Origin of the sequence: Salinibacterium xinjiangense (assembly GCF_014645015.1) — a bacterium.
In the GTDB taxonomy this organism is placed as follows: Bacteria; Actinomycetota; Actinomycetes; order Actinomycetales; family Microbacteriaceae; genus Rhodoglobus; species Rhodoglobus xinjiangensis.
In genome coordinates this window covers 562,465-580,139 of record NZ_BMLC01000002.1, presented here as the reverse complement: position 1 = coordinate 580,139, position 17,675 = coordinate 562,465, and the positions used below count along the sequence as shown (strand labels likewise).

Sequence of the window (17,675 nt, the reverse complement as noted above, 5' to 3'; positions counted from 1 at the left end):
GCTTTCCCAGCCGCCACACGGCGACTCGGGAGTACCGTTGGAACAACAGGAAATCGTTTGTTCAGGAGGAGCCGTCATGCCATCGAAGTGGACTCGCTGGATTCCCGCAGCCCTTGTTCCGATCGTCGCCGTCGCGGGGGTTGTGCTGATCCCGATCGCTGCAGATGCCACGCCAGCGCTGCCCGAGAAATCGCCGCAACAGTTGCTCGAGTTCATCGCCGGCAGCGCAGACGCCCAGTACTCCGGGACCGTAGAGCAGAGTTCCCATCTCGGATTGCCGGACCTGTCGTCGCTCGGATCGAGCTACCGAGGTGGAGCCGGGTCAGATTCCCCCGTGTCGGCGGCAGTGGAGCTTCTCACCGGAACCAACTCCGCTCGCGTCTTCGTCGGCGGGCCCGACACCGCGCGCATCCAGGTCACAGACACCCTCGCCGAGCGTGACGTGATCCGCAATGGCGCCGAGGCGTGGACGTACGATTCGAAGACCAACGCCGTGCAGCACGTGACGGCAACACCCGGCACCAGGCCAGACACCGGCGCCACCAGGACTCCAGCCGAGCTCGCGACCCAGTTCATCGACGGCCTCGAGCCGTCCACCACGATCAGTGTGACCGAGACCGCGAGGGTTGCCGGACGCGCCGTCTACCAGCTCGTGCTGACCCCGGATGATGACGCCACCCTTGTCGGCTCGGTGATCCTCTCCGTCGACTCCGAGACCGGCCTGCCGCTCGACGTGCGGATCTTCGCCGACGGCCAGAGCGACGCCGCCTTCGCAGTGGGCTTCAGTTCGATCGACTTCTCCGCGCAGGATGCCAGCCTCTTCAACTTCACACCCCCGGCTGGCGCGACCGTCGAAGAGCACCAGGTTGACGGAAACAGCGACACGGCCCCGGACAAGGGCGAGTTCACGAAGCCCGAGGTCACCGGTGCCGGCTGGAGCAGCATCGCCGAACTTCCCGCGGGTACCGCGAGTGACCTCGGTGACTCCGAGGCATCCGCCCTTCTCGACCAGGTGCTTGTGCCGGTCACTGGCGGCCGCGCACTCGAGACCTCGCTCGTATCCGTGTTCCTGGCCAACGACGGTCGTGTGCTCGTCGGCGCTGTCGCAATCGACCAACTCCAGGCTGCAGCAGCGCAGTGACGGATGGCGCGCTCGCCATCGAGACGCACGGGCTGACCAAACGGTTCGGTTCGCAGCTCGCGGTGAACCAGCTCGACATCGCGGTTCCCAGCGGATCGGTCTTCGGATTTCTCGGCCCCAACGGCTCAGGAAAGACCACGACGATACGCATGCTGCTCGGGCTCGCCTCCGCAACATCCGGTGAGATCAGGATGCTCGGCTCGGCGATGCCGCAATCGCTGCAGTCCGTGCTCCCCCGCGTCGGAGCTCTCGTCGAGGGGCCTGCGATCTACCCATTCCTCTCCGGCCGCGCAAATCTGGCCAGACTGGACTCGGCCGACCGCTTCGCGTCATCCCGCACGAGGACGGCGAGGGTAGATGCGGCGCTCGACCGCGTCGGACTTACCCATGCCGCGCGCAAGAAGGCGCATGCGTACTCGCTCGGAATGAAGCAGCGCCTTGGCATCGCTAATGCGCTCCTCACGCCTCGCGACCTGCTGATCCTCGACGAGCCGACTAATGGTCTCGACCCGCAGGGCACCCGCGAGATGCGTAACCTCATCCGTTCGCTCGCAGCCGAGGGCACGACGGTGTTTGTGTCGAGCCACCTGCTCGCCGAGATCGAACAGACCTGCAGCCATGTCGCCGTGATGAGCGCGGGGCGGCTCGTCGCCCAGGGCACACTGGATGACCTGCGCGCGGAGGGCGTGACCCGTGTCGAGGTGCGCACTCCGGATCTCGACCTCGCGCGCGAGGTGCTCGCTCGCTGGGGGCTCCAGAGCCAGCCCGGCCCCATCGACTCATCCCTGACGGCGGCGCTGACGACGAGCGTCCCCGTCGAACAGCTCTCCGAGGCACTCGTTATCGCGGGTGTTCGCCTGCGCGGCTTCACCGCAGAGGGCGCCAGCCTCGAGGACCGCTTCGTGGCGCTCACCGGGGAGGGGTTCGATGTCGCAGAGTGACACCCGCCGCAACCTGGGTTTGGCGCTGCTCGGGTCTGAGATCACCATCGTGTTCCGCCGCAGACGCAACCAGGCCATGCTGCTCGCGCTAGCCGCGGTCCCCATCCTGATCGCCGTGGCCGTGCGGCTGTCAAGCAACACCTCGGGCCGTGGGCCTGCGTTTCTTGCGAGCATCAGCGAGAACGGGCTGTTCGTGGCGCTCACCGCGCTCACGGTATCGATTCCCCTCTTCCTGCCATTGACCGTCGGAGTTGTCGCCGGGGACACGATCGCCGGTGAAGCGAATCTGGGCACCCTGCGCTACCTCCTCATTTCGCCTGCCGGTCGCCTGCGGCTCTTGCTGGTGAAGTATGCGGGCGCCGCCGCCTTCTGTCTCGCGGCCACCGCCATCGTGGTCATCGCCGGTGTCGCGATCGGGGCAGCACTATTCCCCGTGCGACCCGTGACCCTGCTGTCCGGCGACACGATCGACGGGGCAGAATACGCCGTCCGTTGCCTGCTGCTTATCGCCTACGTCTCGATGTCTATGCTCGGGCTGAGCGCGATCGGGCTGTTCCTGTCGACCCTCACCACGGTGCCCGTCGGGGCGATGGCGGCGACGATCGTGCTCTCCGCGGCATCCCAGATCCTGGATGTCCTTCCGCAGCTCGCCTGGCTGCATCCCTGGCTGTTCAGCCACTACTGGCTGGGGATCGCCGACCTGCTCACGAGCCCGATCTCGTTCGACTCATTCCAGAGCAACGCGCTGCTGCAGCTGGGCTACATTGCTGTCTTTGGCACGCTTGCTTACGGGCGCTTCGCCACCAAAGACGTGCTGAGCTGACCCTCAGGCCGCCAACGTCGCTCGTTCACGCTCACGCGCCCGCACACGGCTCCAGGCGATCGCGATGGAGGCGAGTCCGACGATGAACACGGAGATCCCGATCACGTAGACCGCGATGCTCAGCACCCCGGTCGATGGCTCCAGGAATGGATACGGGAACCAGCCTGTGGCCGCTCCGCGCAGCATGGTGAACGCCAGCCACGCGAGCGGGTAAATGACGACGAACCTGAGCCCTGTCCAGCGCAGGGCGGGACGGCCTGGCGAGACGAACCAGTCGAGCGCGATGAATAGCGGAATCCAGACATGCATGAGTTCGCCCGGCCACCGCGATTCGATGAAGCCCTCTTCGGGGATTCCCCGGAGCAGCACGTTGTACACGACCGCGGTGACGACCGCGTAGGAGAACACCGACATCTGCACCATCGTGTACAGCACGGTGTCGATGGGCAGGCGCAGCGCCACGATACCGCCGAAGACCAGCGCGACGACAGCGATCATCGACGACTGGACGGTGAAGTAGCTGAAGTACTCATGAGCCACCATGTCGTTATTGGCCACCTTCTCGATGATCTGAAAGGCCAAAGCCACGGCGAGCGTGAGGCCTGCTGCGAGGCGCAGGATTCCGACGATGCGGCGGGCGGGCGGCGTCTCTGGCACGCGCCCAGATTACCGGGTCACCCGCCTGTCGTGCGCTGCAACGCGATGCAGGAAACAGCCGGTAACGCGCACGACATCTGGCTGGTGCAGAATCGAGTCATGCTGCTCGTGACCAATGCCAGGCTCATCACTATCGCCCCTGTCGGACCCGACGTGATCGACGAGGGGTGGATGCTCGTCGCCGACGATGGGCGCATCGACTCTGTCGGCTCCGGTACCCCGCCACGGGTCGAGGCGGCCGAGGTGCTCGATGTGGGCGGCTCGTTCGTGGCGCCCGGGTTCGTGTCATCCCACAGCCATCTCTTCACGAGTGGATTGCGCGGCCTCGGCGTCGATGCGACGCTGTATGGCTGGTGCGACTCGATGCTGGGGTTTACCGCGAACGCGAGCGCCGAGAACATTTACTGGTCGAGCCTTCACGGTTCTCTCGACTTTCTCTCCAACGGCGTGACGACCGCGTTTGACTTCACCGATCCGCGCCTGAGCTGGGTGCCGATGATCGACGGCGTGCGCAGCGGCAACGGCGTCCTGCGCGACATCGACTATGTGCTGCGCCAGGCCGATGCGAAGGCCGACAGTGGCATCCGATACATCAATGCCGTCGGAATGGATGTCACGGTCGGCAGTGACGACGAGATCTTCGAGCGTTTCGCCGCCGTCGTCGCCCACGACGCCCGGGCCGATCCGTCACAGATGCTCGGCTCTGCCGTGTTCGGGGCCGTGCAGTGGTCACCCCGTCGGGATGCCGCCGAGCTCGAGGTGGAGGCGATGCGCCGGTTCGGCGTGATCAACCAGGCGCACTTCCTGGAGACCCGGGAGGAGGTGGAGCTTCAACGGTCAAAGTTCGAGTGGTACGCGGAGGCCGACGCACTCGGGCCATCGCTGGTCTTCGGTCACTTCATCCAGACCACCGCGGAGATCATCGATCGCGCTGCGTCCGCGGGAAGCGGGATGTCGTGGCAGCCGGCCTCGAACGGTCGCCTGGCTTCCGGCATCGCCGATCTTCCCCGGATGCGCGAGAAGGGCATGACGATCGGTGTCGGCCTCGACGACCAGGCCTGCACCGACATCTCAGATCCCTGGCAGAACATGCGGATCGGCATCTACCAGCAGCGCGCCGCGACGGGCGATCCGAACGCGATGTCCCCGGCCGACATGCTCAGGATGCACACCCTCGGTTCAGCGCAGGTGCTCGGCATCGCCGACCGCGTGGGCAGTCTCGAACCGGGCAAGTTCGCCGACTTCGTCGTGGTCGACCCCCGCTCCCCCGATATGGGACCGCTGTGGCATCCGATCGACAACTACGTGCTGTCGTCGAGCCTGCGCAACCTGAAACAGGTATACGTGGGTGGCCGCCTCGTCAACGAGAACGGCATATCGACGAGCCCTCTCGCGGCCGAGGCCACGGCGAAGGTGCACGAGCAGCTACCCGCCATCGCCGCCCAGCACGGCTGGCCAGCCTGACGGCTTCCACTTTCACAACGTATGGCATCCCGCCATACCCCGCACCCCGCACCCCGCACCCCGCACCCGTCCTTCCGAAATGACGGAGATCCGGCGTCAAACGCGCCGATGGCCACGCCAACGGTGGCCTGCAGTGCGCAGCTTCCGTCATTTCGGAAGACGAGGCTCAGGGGCGGGCAACGCAGGAACGGCCCGATCCGAAGACCGGGCCGTTCGACGAAACGTGAGCCTAGCGCGCGGCCGATCCCTCCGTGTAGTCCTCGTCGGTCTGCTTCCACGCGAAGAGCGAGCGCAGCTTCTGGCCGGTCGCCTCGATCGGGTGGGCGGCGCCCTTGGCGCGCAGGTCGAGGAACTCGACCGCTCCGGCATCCTGGTCCGCGATGAAGCGCGCGGCGAAAGCGCCTGACTGGATGTCGGCCAGCACGGCCTTCATGTTCTCCTTGACGGAGGGGTCGATGACGCGCGGGCCGGAGACGTAGTCGCCGTATTCGGCGGTGTCTGAAACGCTCCAGCGCTGCTTCGCGATGCCACCCTCCCACATGAGGTCGACGATGAGCTTGAGCTCGTGCAACACCTCGAAGTATGCGATCTCGGGCTGGTAACCGGCCTCGATCAGCGTCTCGAAGCCGTACATGACGAGCTGCGAAGTTCCGCCACAGAGCACGGCCTGCTCACCGAACAGGTCGGTCTCGGTCTCTTCGGTGAAGGTGGTCTTGATGACGCCGGCGCGGGTGCCACCGATCGCCTTCGCGTAGGCGAGGGCCACATCCCACGCCTGGCCCGACGCGTCGCGCTCGACAGCGATGATGTCGGGGATGCCACGGCCGGCAACGAACTCGCGACGAACCGTGTGCCCGGGAGCCTTGGGCGCGATCAGGATGACGTCCACTCCTTCGGGTGCATCGATGTACCCGAAGCGGATGTTGAATCCGTGCGCGAACGCGAGAGTCTTGCCCTCAGCGAGCTTGCCTTTGATGCTGTCGTTGTAGATACCGCGCTGGTGCTGGTCGGGCGCGAGGATCATGATCAGGTCTGCCCACTCGGTGGCATCCGCGACGCTGAGAACCTCGAAGCCGTCTTCCTGCGCCTTGGTGGTCGACTTCGAGCCGTCCTTCAGGGCGATCTTCACCTCGACGCCCGAATCTCGCAGGTTTTGCGCGTGCGCGTGACCCTGCGAGCCGTAGCCGACGATGGCGACCTTCTTGGCCTGGATGAGGGAGAGGTCGGCGTCCTGGTCGTAGAGAAGTTCTGCAGCCACTTTGTTTTCTTTCTGTTCGGTGAATTGATCGTCTAGTTTTTGAAGACGCGCTCGGTGATGCTCTTGCCACCACGGCCGATGGCCAGAAGACCGCTCTGCGCGATCTCCTTGATGCCGTAGGGCTCGAGCACACGCAAAAACGCCTGGATCTTGCCGGAGTCGCCGGTCGTCTCGATCACGAGGGCGTCTGTTGCGACATCCACCACTCGAGCCCTGAACAGGTTGACGGCTTCGAGCACCTGCGAACGGGTGGTGTTGTCGACACGCACCTTGATGAGCAGATGCTCCCTCGTGACGGATGTGTCGGGATCGAGTTCGACGATCTTGATGACGTTGATCAGCTTGTTGAGCTGCTTGGTGACCTGCTCGAGCGGCAGCTCCTCGACGTCGACGACGACAGTGATGCGTGACAGCCCATCGATCTCGCTCTTGCCGACGGCAAGCGACTCGATGTTGAAGCCGCGTCGCGCAAACAGTCCAGCGACGCGGGTCAGCAGACCCGGCTTGTCTTCGACAAGCAGTGACAGCACGTGGCTCATGCGCTTAGTCCTCTTCCCACTCGGGAGCATGATCCCTGGCATATTGCACACTGGAGTTGCTGAGGCCCTGCGGGACCATCGGCCACACCATCGCGTCACGGCTGACGATGAAGTCGATCACCACGGGCCTGTCGTTGGTCTCGAGAGCGAGCTGGATCGCGGCATCCACCTCCTCCTGCTTCGTGACACGGATCGCGAGGCACCCGTAAGCGTCGGCGAGCTTCACGAAGTCGGGGATCATCGCCGTGCCGTGGCCGGTGTTCAGGTCGGTGAACGAGTGGCGACCGTCGTAGAACAGGGTCTGCCACTGGCGCACCATCCCCAGCGACGAGTTGTTGATGATCGCGACCTTGATCGGGATGTTGTTGATCGTGCAGGTCGCGAGCTCCTGGTTGGTCATCTGGAAGCAACCGTCACCGTCGATCGCCCAGACGACACGCTCGGGATTGGCGACCTTCGCGCCCATGGCGGCGGGGACGCCGTAGCCCATGGTGCCGGCGCCACCGGAGTTCAGCCACGCGTTCGGCCGCTCGTACTTGATGAACTGCGCTGCCCACATCTGGTGCTGGCCGACGCCGGACGCGTAAATCGCCTCCGGACCCGACAGCTGGCCAATGCGCTCGATGATCTGCTGCGGTGACAGCAGCCCGTCGTCAGGCATGGTGTAGCCCAGCGGATACTGCTCCTTCAGGGCGTCGAGTCGAACCCACCAGTCCGAGTAGTCCGGGGTCGTCGATGTGGATGCCTCGGCGAAGGCCGCGCTCAGGTCAACGATCACGGCTTTCGCGTCGCCGACGATCGGCACATCCGCCGCGCGGATCTTGCCGATCTCGGCCGGGTCGATGTCGACGTGCACGATTTTGGCGAGCGGAGCGAATTCGCTCGGCTTGCCCGTGACCCGGTCGTCGAATCTCGCACCGAGCGAGATGACGAGGTCCGCCTCCTGCAGCGCGAGCACCGCGGGAACCGTGCCGTGCATTCCGGGCATCCCCAGGTTCAGCTTGTTCGAGTCGGGGAACGCGCCCCGCGCCATCAGGGTCGTGACCAACGGCGCTCCGACCCGCTCGGCGAGTTCGAAGAGCTCCTCTGACGCATTGGCACGGATCACTCCGCCGCCGACATAGAAGACGGGGCGCTCCGCCTCGACCAGCAGCTGCGCTGCGGCCTGCACCTGCTTGCCGTGGGCCTTCACCACCGGGCGGTACCCGGGCAGGTCGACCTTCGGTGGCCAGATGAACGGCGCGCTCTTCTGCTGGCAGTCTTTCGTGACATCCACCAGCACCGGTCCTGGTCGGCCGGTGGTCGCGATGTGGTACGCGGCCGCGAGGGTCGCCGGCACGTCTTCGGGCCTCGTCACGAGGAACGAATGCTTCGTGATCGGCATAGTGATGCCGGAGATGTCGACCTCCTGGAACGCGTCGGTTCCCATGGAGGTCGAGAAGACCTGGCCGGTGATAGCCAGCAGCGGCACCGAGTCCATGTATGCGTCGGCGATCGCCGTTACGAGGTTCGTGGCACCCGGGCCGGACGTTGCGATAGCCACGCCGATCTTGCCCGAGGACGACGCGTAGCCTTCGGCAGCGTGCCCGGCGCCCTGCTCGTGGCGCACCAGGATGTGGCGAACCGCAGTGGAGGCCATCAGCTCGTCATAGAAGGGCATGATCGCGCCACCCGGGAGACCGAAGACATCCTTGATCCCGAGATTTTCGAGCGAGCGCAGGATTGCGCCTGAGCCCGTCAGGATCTCGGGTGCTGGGGACTCTGACGTCGAACTCTTCGGCCGCGGCATTGAATCCGTGGACATAGTGAATTCCTTTGAATCGGACGGGGTGTGATCGCGGGTACTACCCGGTCACCGCACCCTCGGCTGCTGAGTGCACTAGACGCGAGTACTTCGCGAGAACGCCACGCGTGTAGCGGGGAGGAAGGGGAGCCCAGCCATTTCGGCGAGCTTCCAGCTCAGCCGTATCGACAAGTAGGTCGAGCGAGCGAGCTGCGATATCGACCCTTATTAGATCACCATCGCGCACGAAGGCAATGGGACCTGCGTCCACCGCTTCGGGAGCTATGTGGCCGATACACAGTCCGGTTGTGCCGCCTGAGAACCTGCCGTCTGTTAAGAGTAATACATCCTTGCCGAGGCCGGCGCCCTTGATGGCTGCCGTGATGGCCAGCATCTCGCGCATGCCCGGACCGCCCTTCGGGCCCTCGTAGCGGATGACGACGACACTTCCCGCCTCGATCGTGCCCTCGGTGAGCGCATCCAGGGCCGCGCGTTCGCGCTCGAAGACACGAGCCGGCCCCTCGAAGATGTCCGCGTCGAAACCCGCAGTCTTCACGACGGCACCCTCCGGTGCCATCGAACCGCTCAGGATTGTGATCCCGCCGGTGGCGTGAATGGGGTTGTCGAGCGTACGGAGCACCTCGCCGTCCAGCGGCTCGGGGTTCAGTTCGGCGAGGTTTTCGGCCATCGTCCTGCCCGTGACCGTCATCACGTCGCCATGCATGAGTCCGGCATCCAGCAACGCCTTCATCAGCACGGGAAGCCCGCCGTGACGATCGACATCGTTCATGACGTACTTACCGAATGGCTTGAGGTCACCCACGTGCGGGATCTTCGCGCCGATCCGGTTGAAGTCGTCGAGGGTCAGCGCGACCTCGGCCTCATAGGCGATGGCAAGCAGGTGCAGCACGACGTTGGTCGAACCGCCTAGCGCCATCGTGACGGCGATCGCGTTCTCGAAAGCCTTCAGGGTCAGGATGTCGCGGCTCGTGTGCCCGCGCTCCAGCATGCCCACGACCGCCTCACCCGAGCGGTGCGCGTAGTAGTCGCGGCGACGGTCGGCGGATGCCGGGCTCGCGGATCCCGGCAGCGACATTCCGAGGGCCTCAGCGACGCTCGCCATCGTGTTTGCCGTGTACATGCCGCCGCACGCACCTTCGCCCGGTGCGAAGGCACACTCGATGCGCTTAGCGTCTTCGAGGCTCATCTTGCCGGCCTTGACCGCGCCGACGGCCTCGAAGCTGTCGATGATCGTGATGTCTTTCTCTGTGCCGTCCGAGAGCTTCACCCAGCCGGGCGCAATGGAACCGGCGTAGAGAAACACAGACGCGAGGTCGAGTCGGGCGGCAGCCATGAGCATGCCCGGAATCGACTTGTCGCAGCCGGCGAGCAGCACTGATCCGTCGAGGCGCTCGGCCTGCATGACGACCTCGACGGAGTCTGCGATGACCTCGCGGCTGACGAGCGAGAAGTGCATCCCCTCGTGTCCCATCGAGATTCCGTCGGAGACGGAGATCGTGCCGAATTGAAGCGGGTATCCGCCGCCGCCGTGCACGCCCTCCTTGGCGGCCTGCGCGAGCCTGTCGAGGGAGAGGTTGCAGGGCGTGATCTCGTTCCACGAGCTCGCAATGCCGATCTGGGGTTTGTCCCAGTCCGCATCGCCCATGCCGACGGCGCGCAGCATTCCGCGTGAGGTGGTGGCTTCGATCCCATCGGTGACCGTGCGTGAGCGCGGCTTGAGATCAGGCGTCTGTGGTGATTGTGGACCCTGGGGCATACTACAAGGGTACAGCGCCGGAAGGGTCGGTGCGCTCGCCAGAAGCCCCGCCAGAAGGCGCTGCTGCTCCGTCAGCGGAATCCCGGGTAGCGCGCTCGATGACCTCATCGAGTTCATCCACGTGCAAAATGTCCGCATTGAAGTTGCCGGTGCGATATCCCGCCCGGCCGACCATATGAGCCGAGATCGGCGCGGTGAGCATCTGGAAGACGAGGATCGGCGCGAGTGCGAGAAGTGTCGACCAGCTGCGCGACATCAGCGCGATGGCTGCGACGATGAAGATCAGCCCGAGGATCTGCGGCTTCGTCGCGGCATGAAGGCGGCTGAGGGCATCCGGAAATCTCACCAGCCCCACCCCCGCCGCAAGCGAGAGGAAGGCTCCGAGCAGCAGGCCCACGGCCGCGAGCAGGTCGAGTACGTCGTCGAAGGTCATGAGTCGCCTTTCGCCAGCGGATCTTGTGGCTGCCGCTCCACGCCGGTGATCGCCCTGTCCTGTTTTGACACATATCGCGTAACCGAGACCGTGGCGAAGGTGGCAATGGCCGACAGCACCAGCATGACCGGGATGCTGCGGGTATGGCCATTGATCGCCATGTCGGCACCGATCACGAGCATCAGCGTCGTCAGCATCACGTCTGAGGCGATCAGCCTGTCAAGGATCGACGGACCGCGAACGATCCTGTACAGCGCAAGCAACCCCGCCCCGACGAACAGGATCGTGGCCGCGATATAGAGGATGCTCGTCATGACCCTGCTCCCTCCCGAGGGTGAACCGCCGGTATTCCCGCGGCTGGGCCGCTTCTCGCGAGCACGCCGGTGTCTCGCACGTCGGCCATAGAGCCCAGGGCCCGAACGAGGCTTCGCTCCACCGACAACACCTTGAGCCGTGTCCGGGTCACGGCGTTGTCATCCCCGACGTTGAGAAGGTGGAGGTACAGGATCGACTGGCGGCGATCCACCTCCACCACGATCGAACCGGGGATCAGGGAGATGGCGACAGCGGTCAGGGTCATGATGAAGTCTGAGCGCGTCACGAGATCGACAGCGATGACGCTGTTGCGCCGGATGCCTCTCGGGCCGATCGCCTGGAAGGCGACCTGGAAGGCGACGACGACGAGGTCGAAGGCGAACCTGCCGAGAAAGACTGCGAACCAGAACGGGTTGAACCTGCCCGAGAGCTCGACGGGGGGCAGGTAGAAGACCCTCGTCACCGCGAACGCCACGACGACTCCGGTGACGAAACTGAACAAGCTGAACGTTCCCCACAGCAGCATCCAGAGCAGCACGATCAGCACGATCAGCGGCAGCTGCACCCAGATGCGCCAGTGGAGTTCCCTGTGGACGACGGGCTCGGGCTCACCTATTTCGGCGGTGCCGCTGCCGTCTGTTGCGAGGTCACTCATCGTCGCCTCCTGACTCTGACGTTCCCGGGAACACGATGTTGACGTAGGTGGACGGCCCCTCGAGGTTCTCGCCAGCGCGGGTACTGAGGGCGAACAGCGGCCCGGCGAACACCGTGAGTGCGACACTCACCACGACCATTCCCGCCGTGGCGCCGATCATCAGCCTGGGGAGTCGTCTCGTCGCCTGCACAGTCCGGCCGCCCGGCGCCTCGGTCACGTTGTCGAGCAGCGGGGACTCGTAACCCTCGACATCGCGGGCAGGCCTCCAGAACACCATGTTCCACACCCTGATGAGCGCGTACAGCGTGAGCAGCGAGACCATTGCGCCAGCGCCGATAAGCACATACGCGAGCACCGAGCCCTGCTCAGCACTCGCCTGGAACAGGGCGAGCTTGCCGATGAAACCGGAGAACGGCGGAATGCCGCCAAGATTCAGAGCGGGAATGAAGAACAGCACGGCCACGATCGGCGCCGACTTCAGCAACCCGCCGAGTTTGGTGATGGAGGTGCTGCCGCCGGCTCGCTCGATCAGCCCCGCCCCCAGGAACAGGGTCGTCTGGACGACGATGTGGTGCACGATGTAGTAGATCGCTGCGGAGGTGCCCAGGGCAGAACCGAGCGATACCCCGAGGATCATGTATCCGATGTGGCTGACGAGGGTGAACGACAGCAGTCGCTTGATGTCGGCCTGGGCCACCGCTCCGAGCACGCCGACGACCATCGTGAGCAAGGCCACGACCATGAGCACGATGTTCAGCTCGGGGCCGGGGAAGATGATCGTCTCCGTGCGGATGATCGCGTACACGCCGACCTTCGTCAGCAAACCGGCGAAGACGGCGGTCACAGGAGCCGGGGCCGTCGGGTAGGAGTCGGGCAACCAGAACGACAGCGGGAACATGGCCGCCTTGATGCCGAAGGCCACGAGCAGCATGATGTGCAGGATCACCTGGACGTCGATCGGGATGTCGGCCATCCTGATCGAGATCTGCGCGATGTTGACCGTGCCGACCGCCGCGTAGATCATCGCGATCGACGCGAGAAAAAGCATCGACGAGACGATGCTGACCACGATGTAGGTGGTGCCCGCCCTGATGCGCGCTTCGGTTCCTCCGAGGGTGATGAGCACGAAGCTCGCCACCAGGAGGATCTCGAAGCCGACGTACAGGTTGAACAGGTCGCCCGCGATAAAAGCGTTGAATACCCCGGTGGCAAGGATCAGGTAGGTCGGATAGTAGATCGACACAGGGGTTTCGTTGTCGCCGTCCGCGAGACCCTGGCCGACGGAGAACACGAGTACTGCCAACAGCACCAGGGCCGAGACGATGACCATCAGGGCCGCGAGCCTGTCGACCACGAGCACGATGCCGAAGGGCGCGGCCCAACCGCCGACCTCCATCGCGAGCGGACCCTGGGTGTCGACGAGATGGAGCAGGGTCCCACCGATGCCCAGCACGATCAGGAGGGAGACGATCGCAACGATCCGCTGGGCTGACGGGTTCTTGCCGAGGATGAGCGCTGCGGCCGCACCGATCAGCGGAACCAGCACGACGAGCGGAACCAGCCAGTTCATCGTGGTCCCCCATCGTCGGAAGGCGCATCAGATACTGCGGCATCATCCCGCGGTCGGGACTCTCGAGCGGTCGAGATCACGGCCTCACCACGAGTGCCGAACTCGGTGTCTGACGAATCCTGTTCGTTGCCGTCGCTCGGCACCATCGACGTGCCGGCGCGAAGCGCGATGTCGTCTGCGTCATCCTCGACGCTGTCTTCGTGGGCGAGTCGCCACGAACGGTAGATCAGGGCCATTAGAAACGCCGAGACCCCGAAGGTGATCACGATAGCGGTGAGAATGAGCGTCTCGGGCAGTGGGTCGGTCATGTCCTCCGGGGCCACACCATCGGCGACGATCGGCGCAGAACCGACCTTGCCCGCGGTGATCAGGATGAGGAGGTTCGTGGCGTTGCCGACGAGCAGGAATCCGAGCAACACCCTCGTCATGCTGCGCTCGAGCAGCAGATAGACACCGCAGGCGTACAGCGTCGCCATGACGGCGAGCATCACGATGGACACGCTCACGATGTCGACTCCCGTTCGCCGCTGGCGACCTTTTCCGCTGGCTTCTCGTGCACGCCGTCTTCCTCATATTGCCGATCGACTTCGGCGCCCAGGCTGCGGAGCACGTCGAGCACCAGCCCGATCACGACGAGGTAAACACCGATATCGAAGATGGTGGATGTCACGAACTCCAGCCGTCCGAAGAGGCCGAGATCCCATTCGAAGAAGGTCGACGTGAGCGCGTCAACGCCGAAGAACAGCGGTACCAGTGCGGTCCCTACGGCGAGCACGAGTCCCGCGCCCAGCAGCTTGCCCGCGTCGACCGGTGCTGCTGCACCCAACTCGTGGCGACCGCCAGCGAGGTAGCGTGCGACCAGCGCCATCCCGGCGACCAGCCCGCCGGCGAATCCGCCGCCCGGGGCATTGTGGCCGACGAGGAGCAGGTACAGCGACACGACGATCACCGGGTGGAAGATCAGCCGCACGACCACTTCGAGCAGGATGGATCGGTTGCGGTCCGCCAAAGTGCGACCGGCCAGCAGCCACGACCCGCGGTCGGAGTTTGCCGGGTCCCTCGACTTCAGCAGCTGGTCTCGCGCGGTCTTCCGCGCGACGCCCCGCGCAACCGTGGGCAGGTTGTCGACACCCCGACCGCTGATGAAGATGAGGCTGGCGACACCGGTCGCCGCAGCAATGATCACCGACAGTTCGCCCATCGTGTCCCAGCCCCTGAGATCGACGAGGGCGACGTTCACGATGTTGCGGCCGTGCGCTTGCTCATAGGCGAGAGTTGCCCACTCGAGCGAGATCGGGAGTTCGGTGCGTGCACCGAGCGCGACAGCTGCGACGACCGCCATCAGGATTCCGACGCTCGCCCCGATCAGGGCACGGATGCCACCGTGGGCGGTGCCGTGCTTTTGGCCGAGGCGAGCCGGCAGCCTGCGCAGCACCAGCACGAAGGCAACAAGCGTCACGATCTCGACCAGGATCTGGGTCAGCGCGAGGTCTGGCGCCCCTTGCAGCGCGAACAGTGCAGACATCCCGAACCCCGTGACACCGACGAGAACGACGGCCTGGAATCGCTTTCCGGCACGCGTCGCGGCGATCGCGGCCACCATCATGATCACACCGATCGCGACCTGCGCCGGGTAGTCCCACGGCCTGAACTCCACAGGCCAGGTGCGGTTCAGGATGAGCGCCGAGCTGATGGATACCGCGAATACCGTAAGGATCACCCCGAGGTAGAACGGCAGCGATCCGCGCTGGGTCAGGCTGGTGATGCGGGCCGCGGTGCGGTCGACGGCCTGCATCGTCGCGCCATAGGCGTCTGCGGCCGAGATCCCGGTGCCGAGGCTCTTCTGCAGCTTCGACACCCGTTGGCGCGCGAGGAAGAGCACGGTCCCTGCGGCGAGGGTCGCGAGCGAGATACCGAGGGCAGGCTCGACACCGTGCCACAGCGCAAGGTGGTACGCCTCCCCGGGTGACGGGAACTCCGCGGGATATCCGCTCAACCAGCCATCGACGAGGTTGGCCAGCGTCCCGAGAACGAGTCCGCCGGCCGCCAGCACCGCAGGAGCGAGGAAGAAGTCGGTGTGCTCGTGAACCAAGCGGCGCGACTCGACCCCTGGCTTACGCGAGAACGCTCCCCACAGGAAGCGGGCGCTGTACGCCACGGTGAGAACCGATCCCAGGGCGACCCCGACAAGTGCGATCCAGCCGAAGGGCTCACCTGCCGTGGCATCCTCCAGCAGGGAGGTGAACACCGCCTCCTTGGCGACGAACCCGAGAGTGGGCGGCAGCCCGACCATCGACGCGACGGCAAGCGCCGTGATGATCGCGAGAACCGGCGCGTCCCGGCCGAGGCCGGAGAGCTTGCGCAGGTCACGGGTGCCCGTACGGTGGTCGATGATTCCGACGGCCAGGAACAACGTCGACTTGAACATGGCGTGCGCGAGGAGAAGCGCGATACCCGCGAGGGCCGCATCCCGCGTGCCGTAACCCACCACGATGACCAGGAATCCGAGCTGGCTGACGGTGCCGTAGGCCAGGATCAGCTTGAGATCGTGCTGCTTGAGCGCGTTCCATCCACCGAGCAGCATGGTGAACACCCCGAGCCCGATGATGACCTCGTGCCAGCCCGGGATCTCCGAGAATCCGGGGGCGAGCCGAGCAACCAGGTAAATGCCGGCCTTCACCATCGCCGCAGCATGCAAATAGGCGCTCACCGGTGTGGGCGCCGCCATGGCCGCCGGCAACCAGAAGTGAAAGGGGAAGATGGCCGACTTGGAGAGCGCTCCGACGAGCACGAGCATGATCGCAACGACGGCGAGGGTACTGGATGGCGCGGCCTCGATGATCCCGGAAAGACTCGAGGTACCGGTCTCCACGGCGAGCAGCACGAGCCCGACGAGCATGACGAGCCCGCCGAAGGTCGTAACCAGCAGGGCCTGCAGAGCCGCAGCCCTACTTGCCTTCTTGCGGCTGTAGTGCCCGATCAGCAGGTAGGAGAGCACACTCGTGGCTTCCCAGAAGACGAAGAGCAGATAGACGTCGTCAGCCACGACGAGCCCGTACATCGCTCCAGCGAACGCGAGCAGGACCGCGGCGAACCTGCCGAGTGAGTCTTCGTCGCTGCGAAAATACCGCGCGCAGTAGACCAGCACAAGAGTGCCGACACCACTGACGACGAGTGCCAGCAACCACGAGAGCGTATCCATCCTGACCGAGATCGTCATCGCGAGCTCTGTGACCCAGTCGACGCTCTGGGCGATCGGCTCGCCTGCCATCACCCGCGGACCAGCGACAAGAGCGTCGACGAACGCGGCCAGCGGAACCAGGGCAGCGATGAAGAAAGCGTTGCGACCGAAGCGTCCCACAACGAAGGGCATGACGAGGGAGCCAACGCCGAAGGCCAGCAGGATTGCGAGCATCTGTCCTTCCAGGGCGCTGATCGATCGAAGGGCGGCGGCATATGCGCGTCGCAGCATCTGTAAGGCACTGGAGAGCATCGGAGTCAACCGTTGCCGCAGGCCAATTCTACCGGTTGGATGGAGTCATGGACTCGCTCGAACGGCACACGGATTATGGATCGACACCGCTTGACGAGAGCGAGGTGTCGTCCGATCCGTTCGAGCAGTTTGCCCTGTGGCTCGACACCGCGGAGCGCGCGGAGGTCTACGAACCCAACGCGATGGTGGTCGGCACTGTCGACGCCGAAGCCCGACCGTCGAGTCGAACGGTGTTACTCAAAGGGCTCGGGGGTGGGGCCTTCGAGTTCGTTACCAACTACCGCTCGGCGAAAGGCCTTCAACTCGACGGCAACCCAGCGGTCTCGCTGCTGTTCCCGTGGTACGCGCTGCACAGGCAGGTGATCGTGCTCGGCTCTGCGTCGCGAGGCACTCCGGAGTCGAGCGACGCACTCTGGGCATCACGGCCGCGCGAATCACAACTGGCGTCGATCGCGAGCGAGCAATCCCAACCGGTCGGCTCGCGAGCCGCCCTGGAGCACCGCATCGCCGAGATGGACCGGGAGTTCGTTGCAACCGATACTGTCCCACGGCCGTCGTGGTGGGGAGCCATGCGGGTCGTGCCGCGGTCTATCGAATTCTGGCAGGGTCGTACGTCGCGCATCCACGATCGGCTGCGCTACACCCCCACCGCTGATGGCGGCTGGGGCATCGAGCGACTGCAGCCGTAGTCCCGCCGCAAACGGTCGCCGCTACTTTCCGAAATGACGGAAGCCGAGGCATCCTGTCCCGGATTTTCCAGGCAGTGGATGCCACCATCGCCGGGATCTCCGTCATTTCGGAAGGGTTCGGGGTGCGCGACGAGCGG

At 65.0% G+C, this 17,675-nt stretch carries 16 protein-coding genes; 5 read left to right on the top strand and 11 right to left on the bottom strand.

The window, feature by feature from the left end:
* The first annotated feature begins 76 nt into the window (after window positions 1–76).
* The 3 genes from IEW81_RS09455 to IEW81_RS09445 are packed head-to-tail and all read left to right on the top strand — an operon-like array spanning window position 77 to window position 2,905.
* Window positions 77–1,141, top strand: coding sequence for a LolA family protein (locus tag IEW81_RS09455; protein WP_097059658.1), 1,065 nt, complete (start codon window positions 77–79; stop codon window positions 1,139–1,141).
* A complete protein-coding gene (locus tag IEW81_RS09450) occupies window positions 1,138–2,082 on the top strand; it encodes an ABC transporter ATP-binding protein (protein WP_097059657.1) in 945 nt (314 codons plus the stop codon). The genes IEW81_RS09455 and IEW81_RS09450 overlap by 4 nt, the downstream gene beginning before the upstream one ends.
* Window positions 2,069–2,905 carry an ABC transporter permease gene (locus IEW81_RS09445; RefSeq protein ID WP_097059656.1) on the top strand — a complete coding sequence of 279 codons (837 nt, stop codon included), beginning with the start codon at window positions 2,069–2,071 and terminating at the stop codon, window positions 2,903–2,905. The genes IEW81_RS09450 and IEW81_RS09445 overlap by 14 nt, the downstream gene beginning before the upstream one ends.
* 3 nt (window positions 2,906–2,908) lie before the next feature.
* On the opposite strand, the gene IEW81_RS09440 is transcribed toward IEW81_RS09445, so the two are convergent.
* On the bottom strand, window positions 2,909–3,562 hold the full coding sequence (locus tag IEW81_RS09440) for a Pr6Pr family membrane protein (protein WP_097059655.1): 654 nt from the start codon (window positions 3,560–3,562) through the stop codon (window positions 2,909–2,911).
* A 99-nt stretch (window positions 3,563–3,661) separates the two neighbouring features.
* Here IEW81_RS09440 and IEW81_RS09435 point away from each other — a divergent pair, with 99 nt between their 5' ends.
* Complete coding sequence (locus IEW81_RS09435; protein ID WP_229671330.1) at window positions 3,662–5,026, top strand: amidohydrolase family protein; 1,365 nt, start codon at window positions 3,662–3,664, stop codon at window positions 5,024–5,026.
* Between the two features lie 229 nt (window positions 5,027–5,255).
* On the opposite strand, the gene ilvC is transcribed toward IEW81_RS09435, so the two are convergent.
* Genes ilvC through IEW81_RS09385 form a run of 10 tightly spaced genes read right to left on the bottom strand, consistent with a single transcriptional unit; the run spans window position 5,256 to window position 16,771 of the window.
* Window positions 5,256–6,284 (bottom strand): ketol-acid reductoisomerase, encoded by a 1,029-nt coding sequence (gene ilvC / locus IEW81_RS09430; protein ID WP_097059654.1) that lies wholly within the window; start codon window positions 6,282–6,284, stop codon window positions 5,256–5,258.
* 32 nt (window positions 6,285–6,316) lie between these two features.
* The gene (gene ilvN, locus IEW81_RS09425) at window positions 6,317–6,823 is read right to left on the bottom strand and encodes an acetolactate synthase small subunit (RefSeq protein WP_097059653.1); all 507 of its coding nucleotides are present in this window, start codon (window positions 6,821–6,823) and stop codon (window positions 6,317–6,319) included.
* 4 nt (window positions 6,824–6,827) lie between these two features.
* The gene (locus IEW81_RS09420) at window positions 6,828–8,627 is read right to left on the bottom strand and encodes an acetolactate synthase large subunit (RefSeq protein WP_097059652.1); all 1,800 of its coding nucleotides are present in this window, start codon (window positions 8,625–8,627) and stop codon (window positions 6,828–6,830) included.
* 40 nt (window positions 8,628–8,667) lie between these two features.
* Window positions 8,668–10,383, bottom strand: coding sequence for a dihydroxy-acid dehydratase (gene ilvD / locus IEW81_RS09415; RefSeq protein ID WP_097059651.1), 1,716 nt, complete (start codon window positions 10,381–10,383; stop codon window positions 8,668–8,670).
* A 1-nt stretch (window position 10,384) separates the two neighbouring features.
* Complete coding sequence (gene mnhG, locus IEW81_RS09410; protein WP_097059650.1) at window positions 10,385–10,816, bottom strand: monovalent cation/H(+) antiporter subunit G; 432 nt, start codon at window positions 10,814–10,816, stop codon at window positions 10,385–10,387.
* The gene (locus IEW81_RS09405) at window positions 10,813–11,130 is read right to left on the bottom strand and encodes an MrpF/PhaF family protein (protein WP_097059649.1); all 318 of its coding nucleotides are present in this window, start codon (window positions 11,128–11,130) and stop codon (window positions 10,813–10,815) included. Before IEW81_RS09405 ends, mnhG begins: the two co-directional genes overlap by 4 nt.
* Window positions 11,127–11,786 (bottom strand): Na+/H+ antiporter subunit E, encoded by a 660-nt coding sequence (locus IEW81_RS09400; RefSeq protein ID WP_097059648.1) that lies wholly within the window; start codon window positions 11,784–11,786, stop codon window positions 11,127–11,129. Before IEW81_RS09400 ends, IEW81_RS09405 begins: the two co-directional genes overlap by 4 nt.
* The gene (locus IEW81_RS09395; protein ID WP_097059647.1) at window positions 11,779–13,356 is read right to left on the bottom strand and encodes a Na+/H+ antiporter subunit D; all 1,578 of its coding nucleotides are present in this window, start codon (window positions 13,354–13,356) and stop codon (window positions 11,779–11,781) included. Before IEW81_RS09395 ends, IEW81_RS09400 begins: the two co-directional genes overlap by 8 nt.
* The gene (locus IEW81_RS09390; RefSeq protein WP_097059646.1) at window positions 13,353–13,862 is read right to left on the bottom strand and encodes a Na(+)/H(+) antiporter subunit C; all 510 of its coding nucleotides are present in this window, start codon (window positions 13,860–13,862) and stop codon (window positions 13,353–13,355) included. The genes IEW81_RS09395 and IEW81_RS09390 overlap by 4 nt, the downstream gene beginning before the upstream one ends.
* Window positions 13,859–16,771 (bottom strand): Na+/H+ antiporter subunit A, encoded by a 2,913-nt coding sequence (locus IEW81_RS09385; protein WP_097059845.1) that lies wholly within the window; start codon window positions 16,769–16,771, stop codon window positions 13,859–13,861. The genes IEW81_RS09390 and IEW81_RS09385 overlap by 4 nt, the downstream gene beginning before the upstream one ends.
* A 125-nt stretch (window positions 16,772–16,896) precedes the next feature.
* Between IEW81_RS09385 and pdxH the strand changes: the two genes are divergently transcribed.
* Window positions 16,897–17,538, top strand: coding sequence for a pyridoxamine 5'-phosphate oxidase (gene pdxH, locus IEW81_RS09380; protein WP_097059645.1), 642 nt, complete (start codon window positions 16,897–16,899; stop codon window positions 17,536–17,538).
* The last annotated feature ends 137 nt before the right edge of the window (window positions 17,539–17,675 follow it).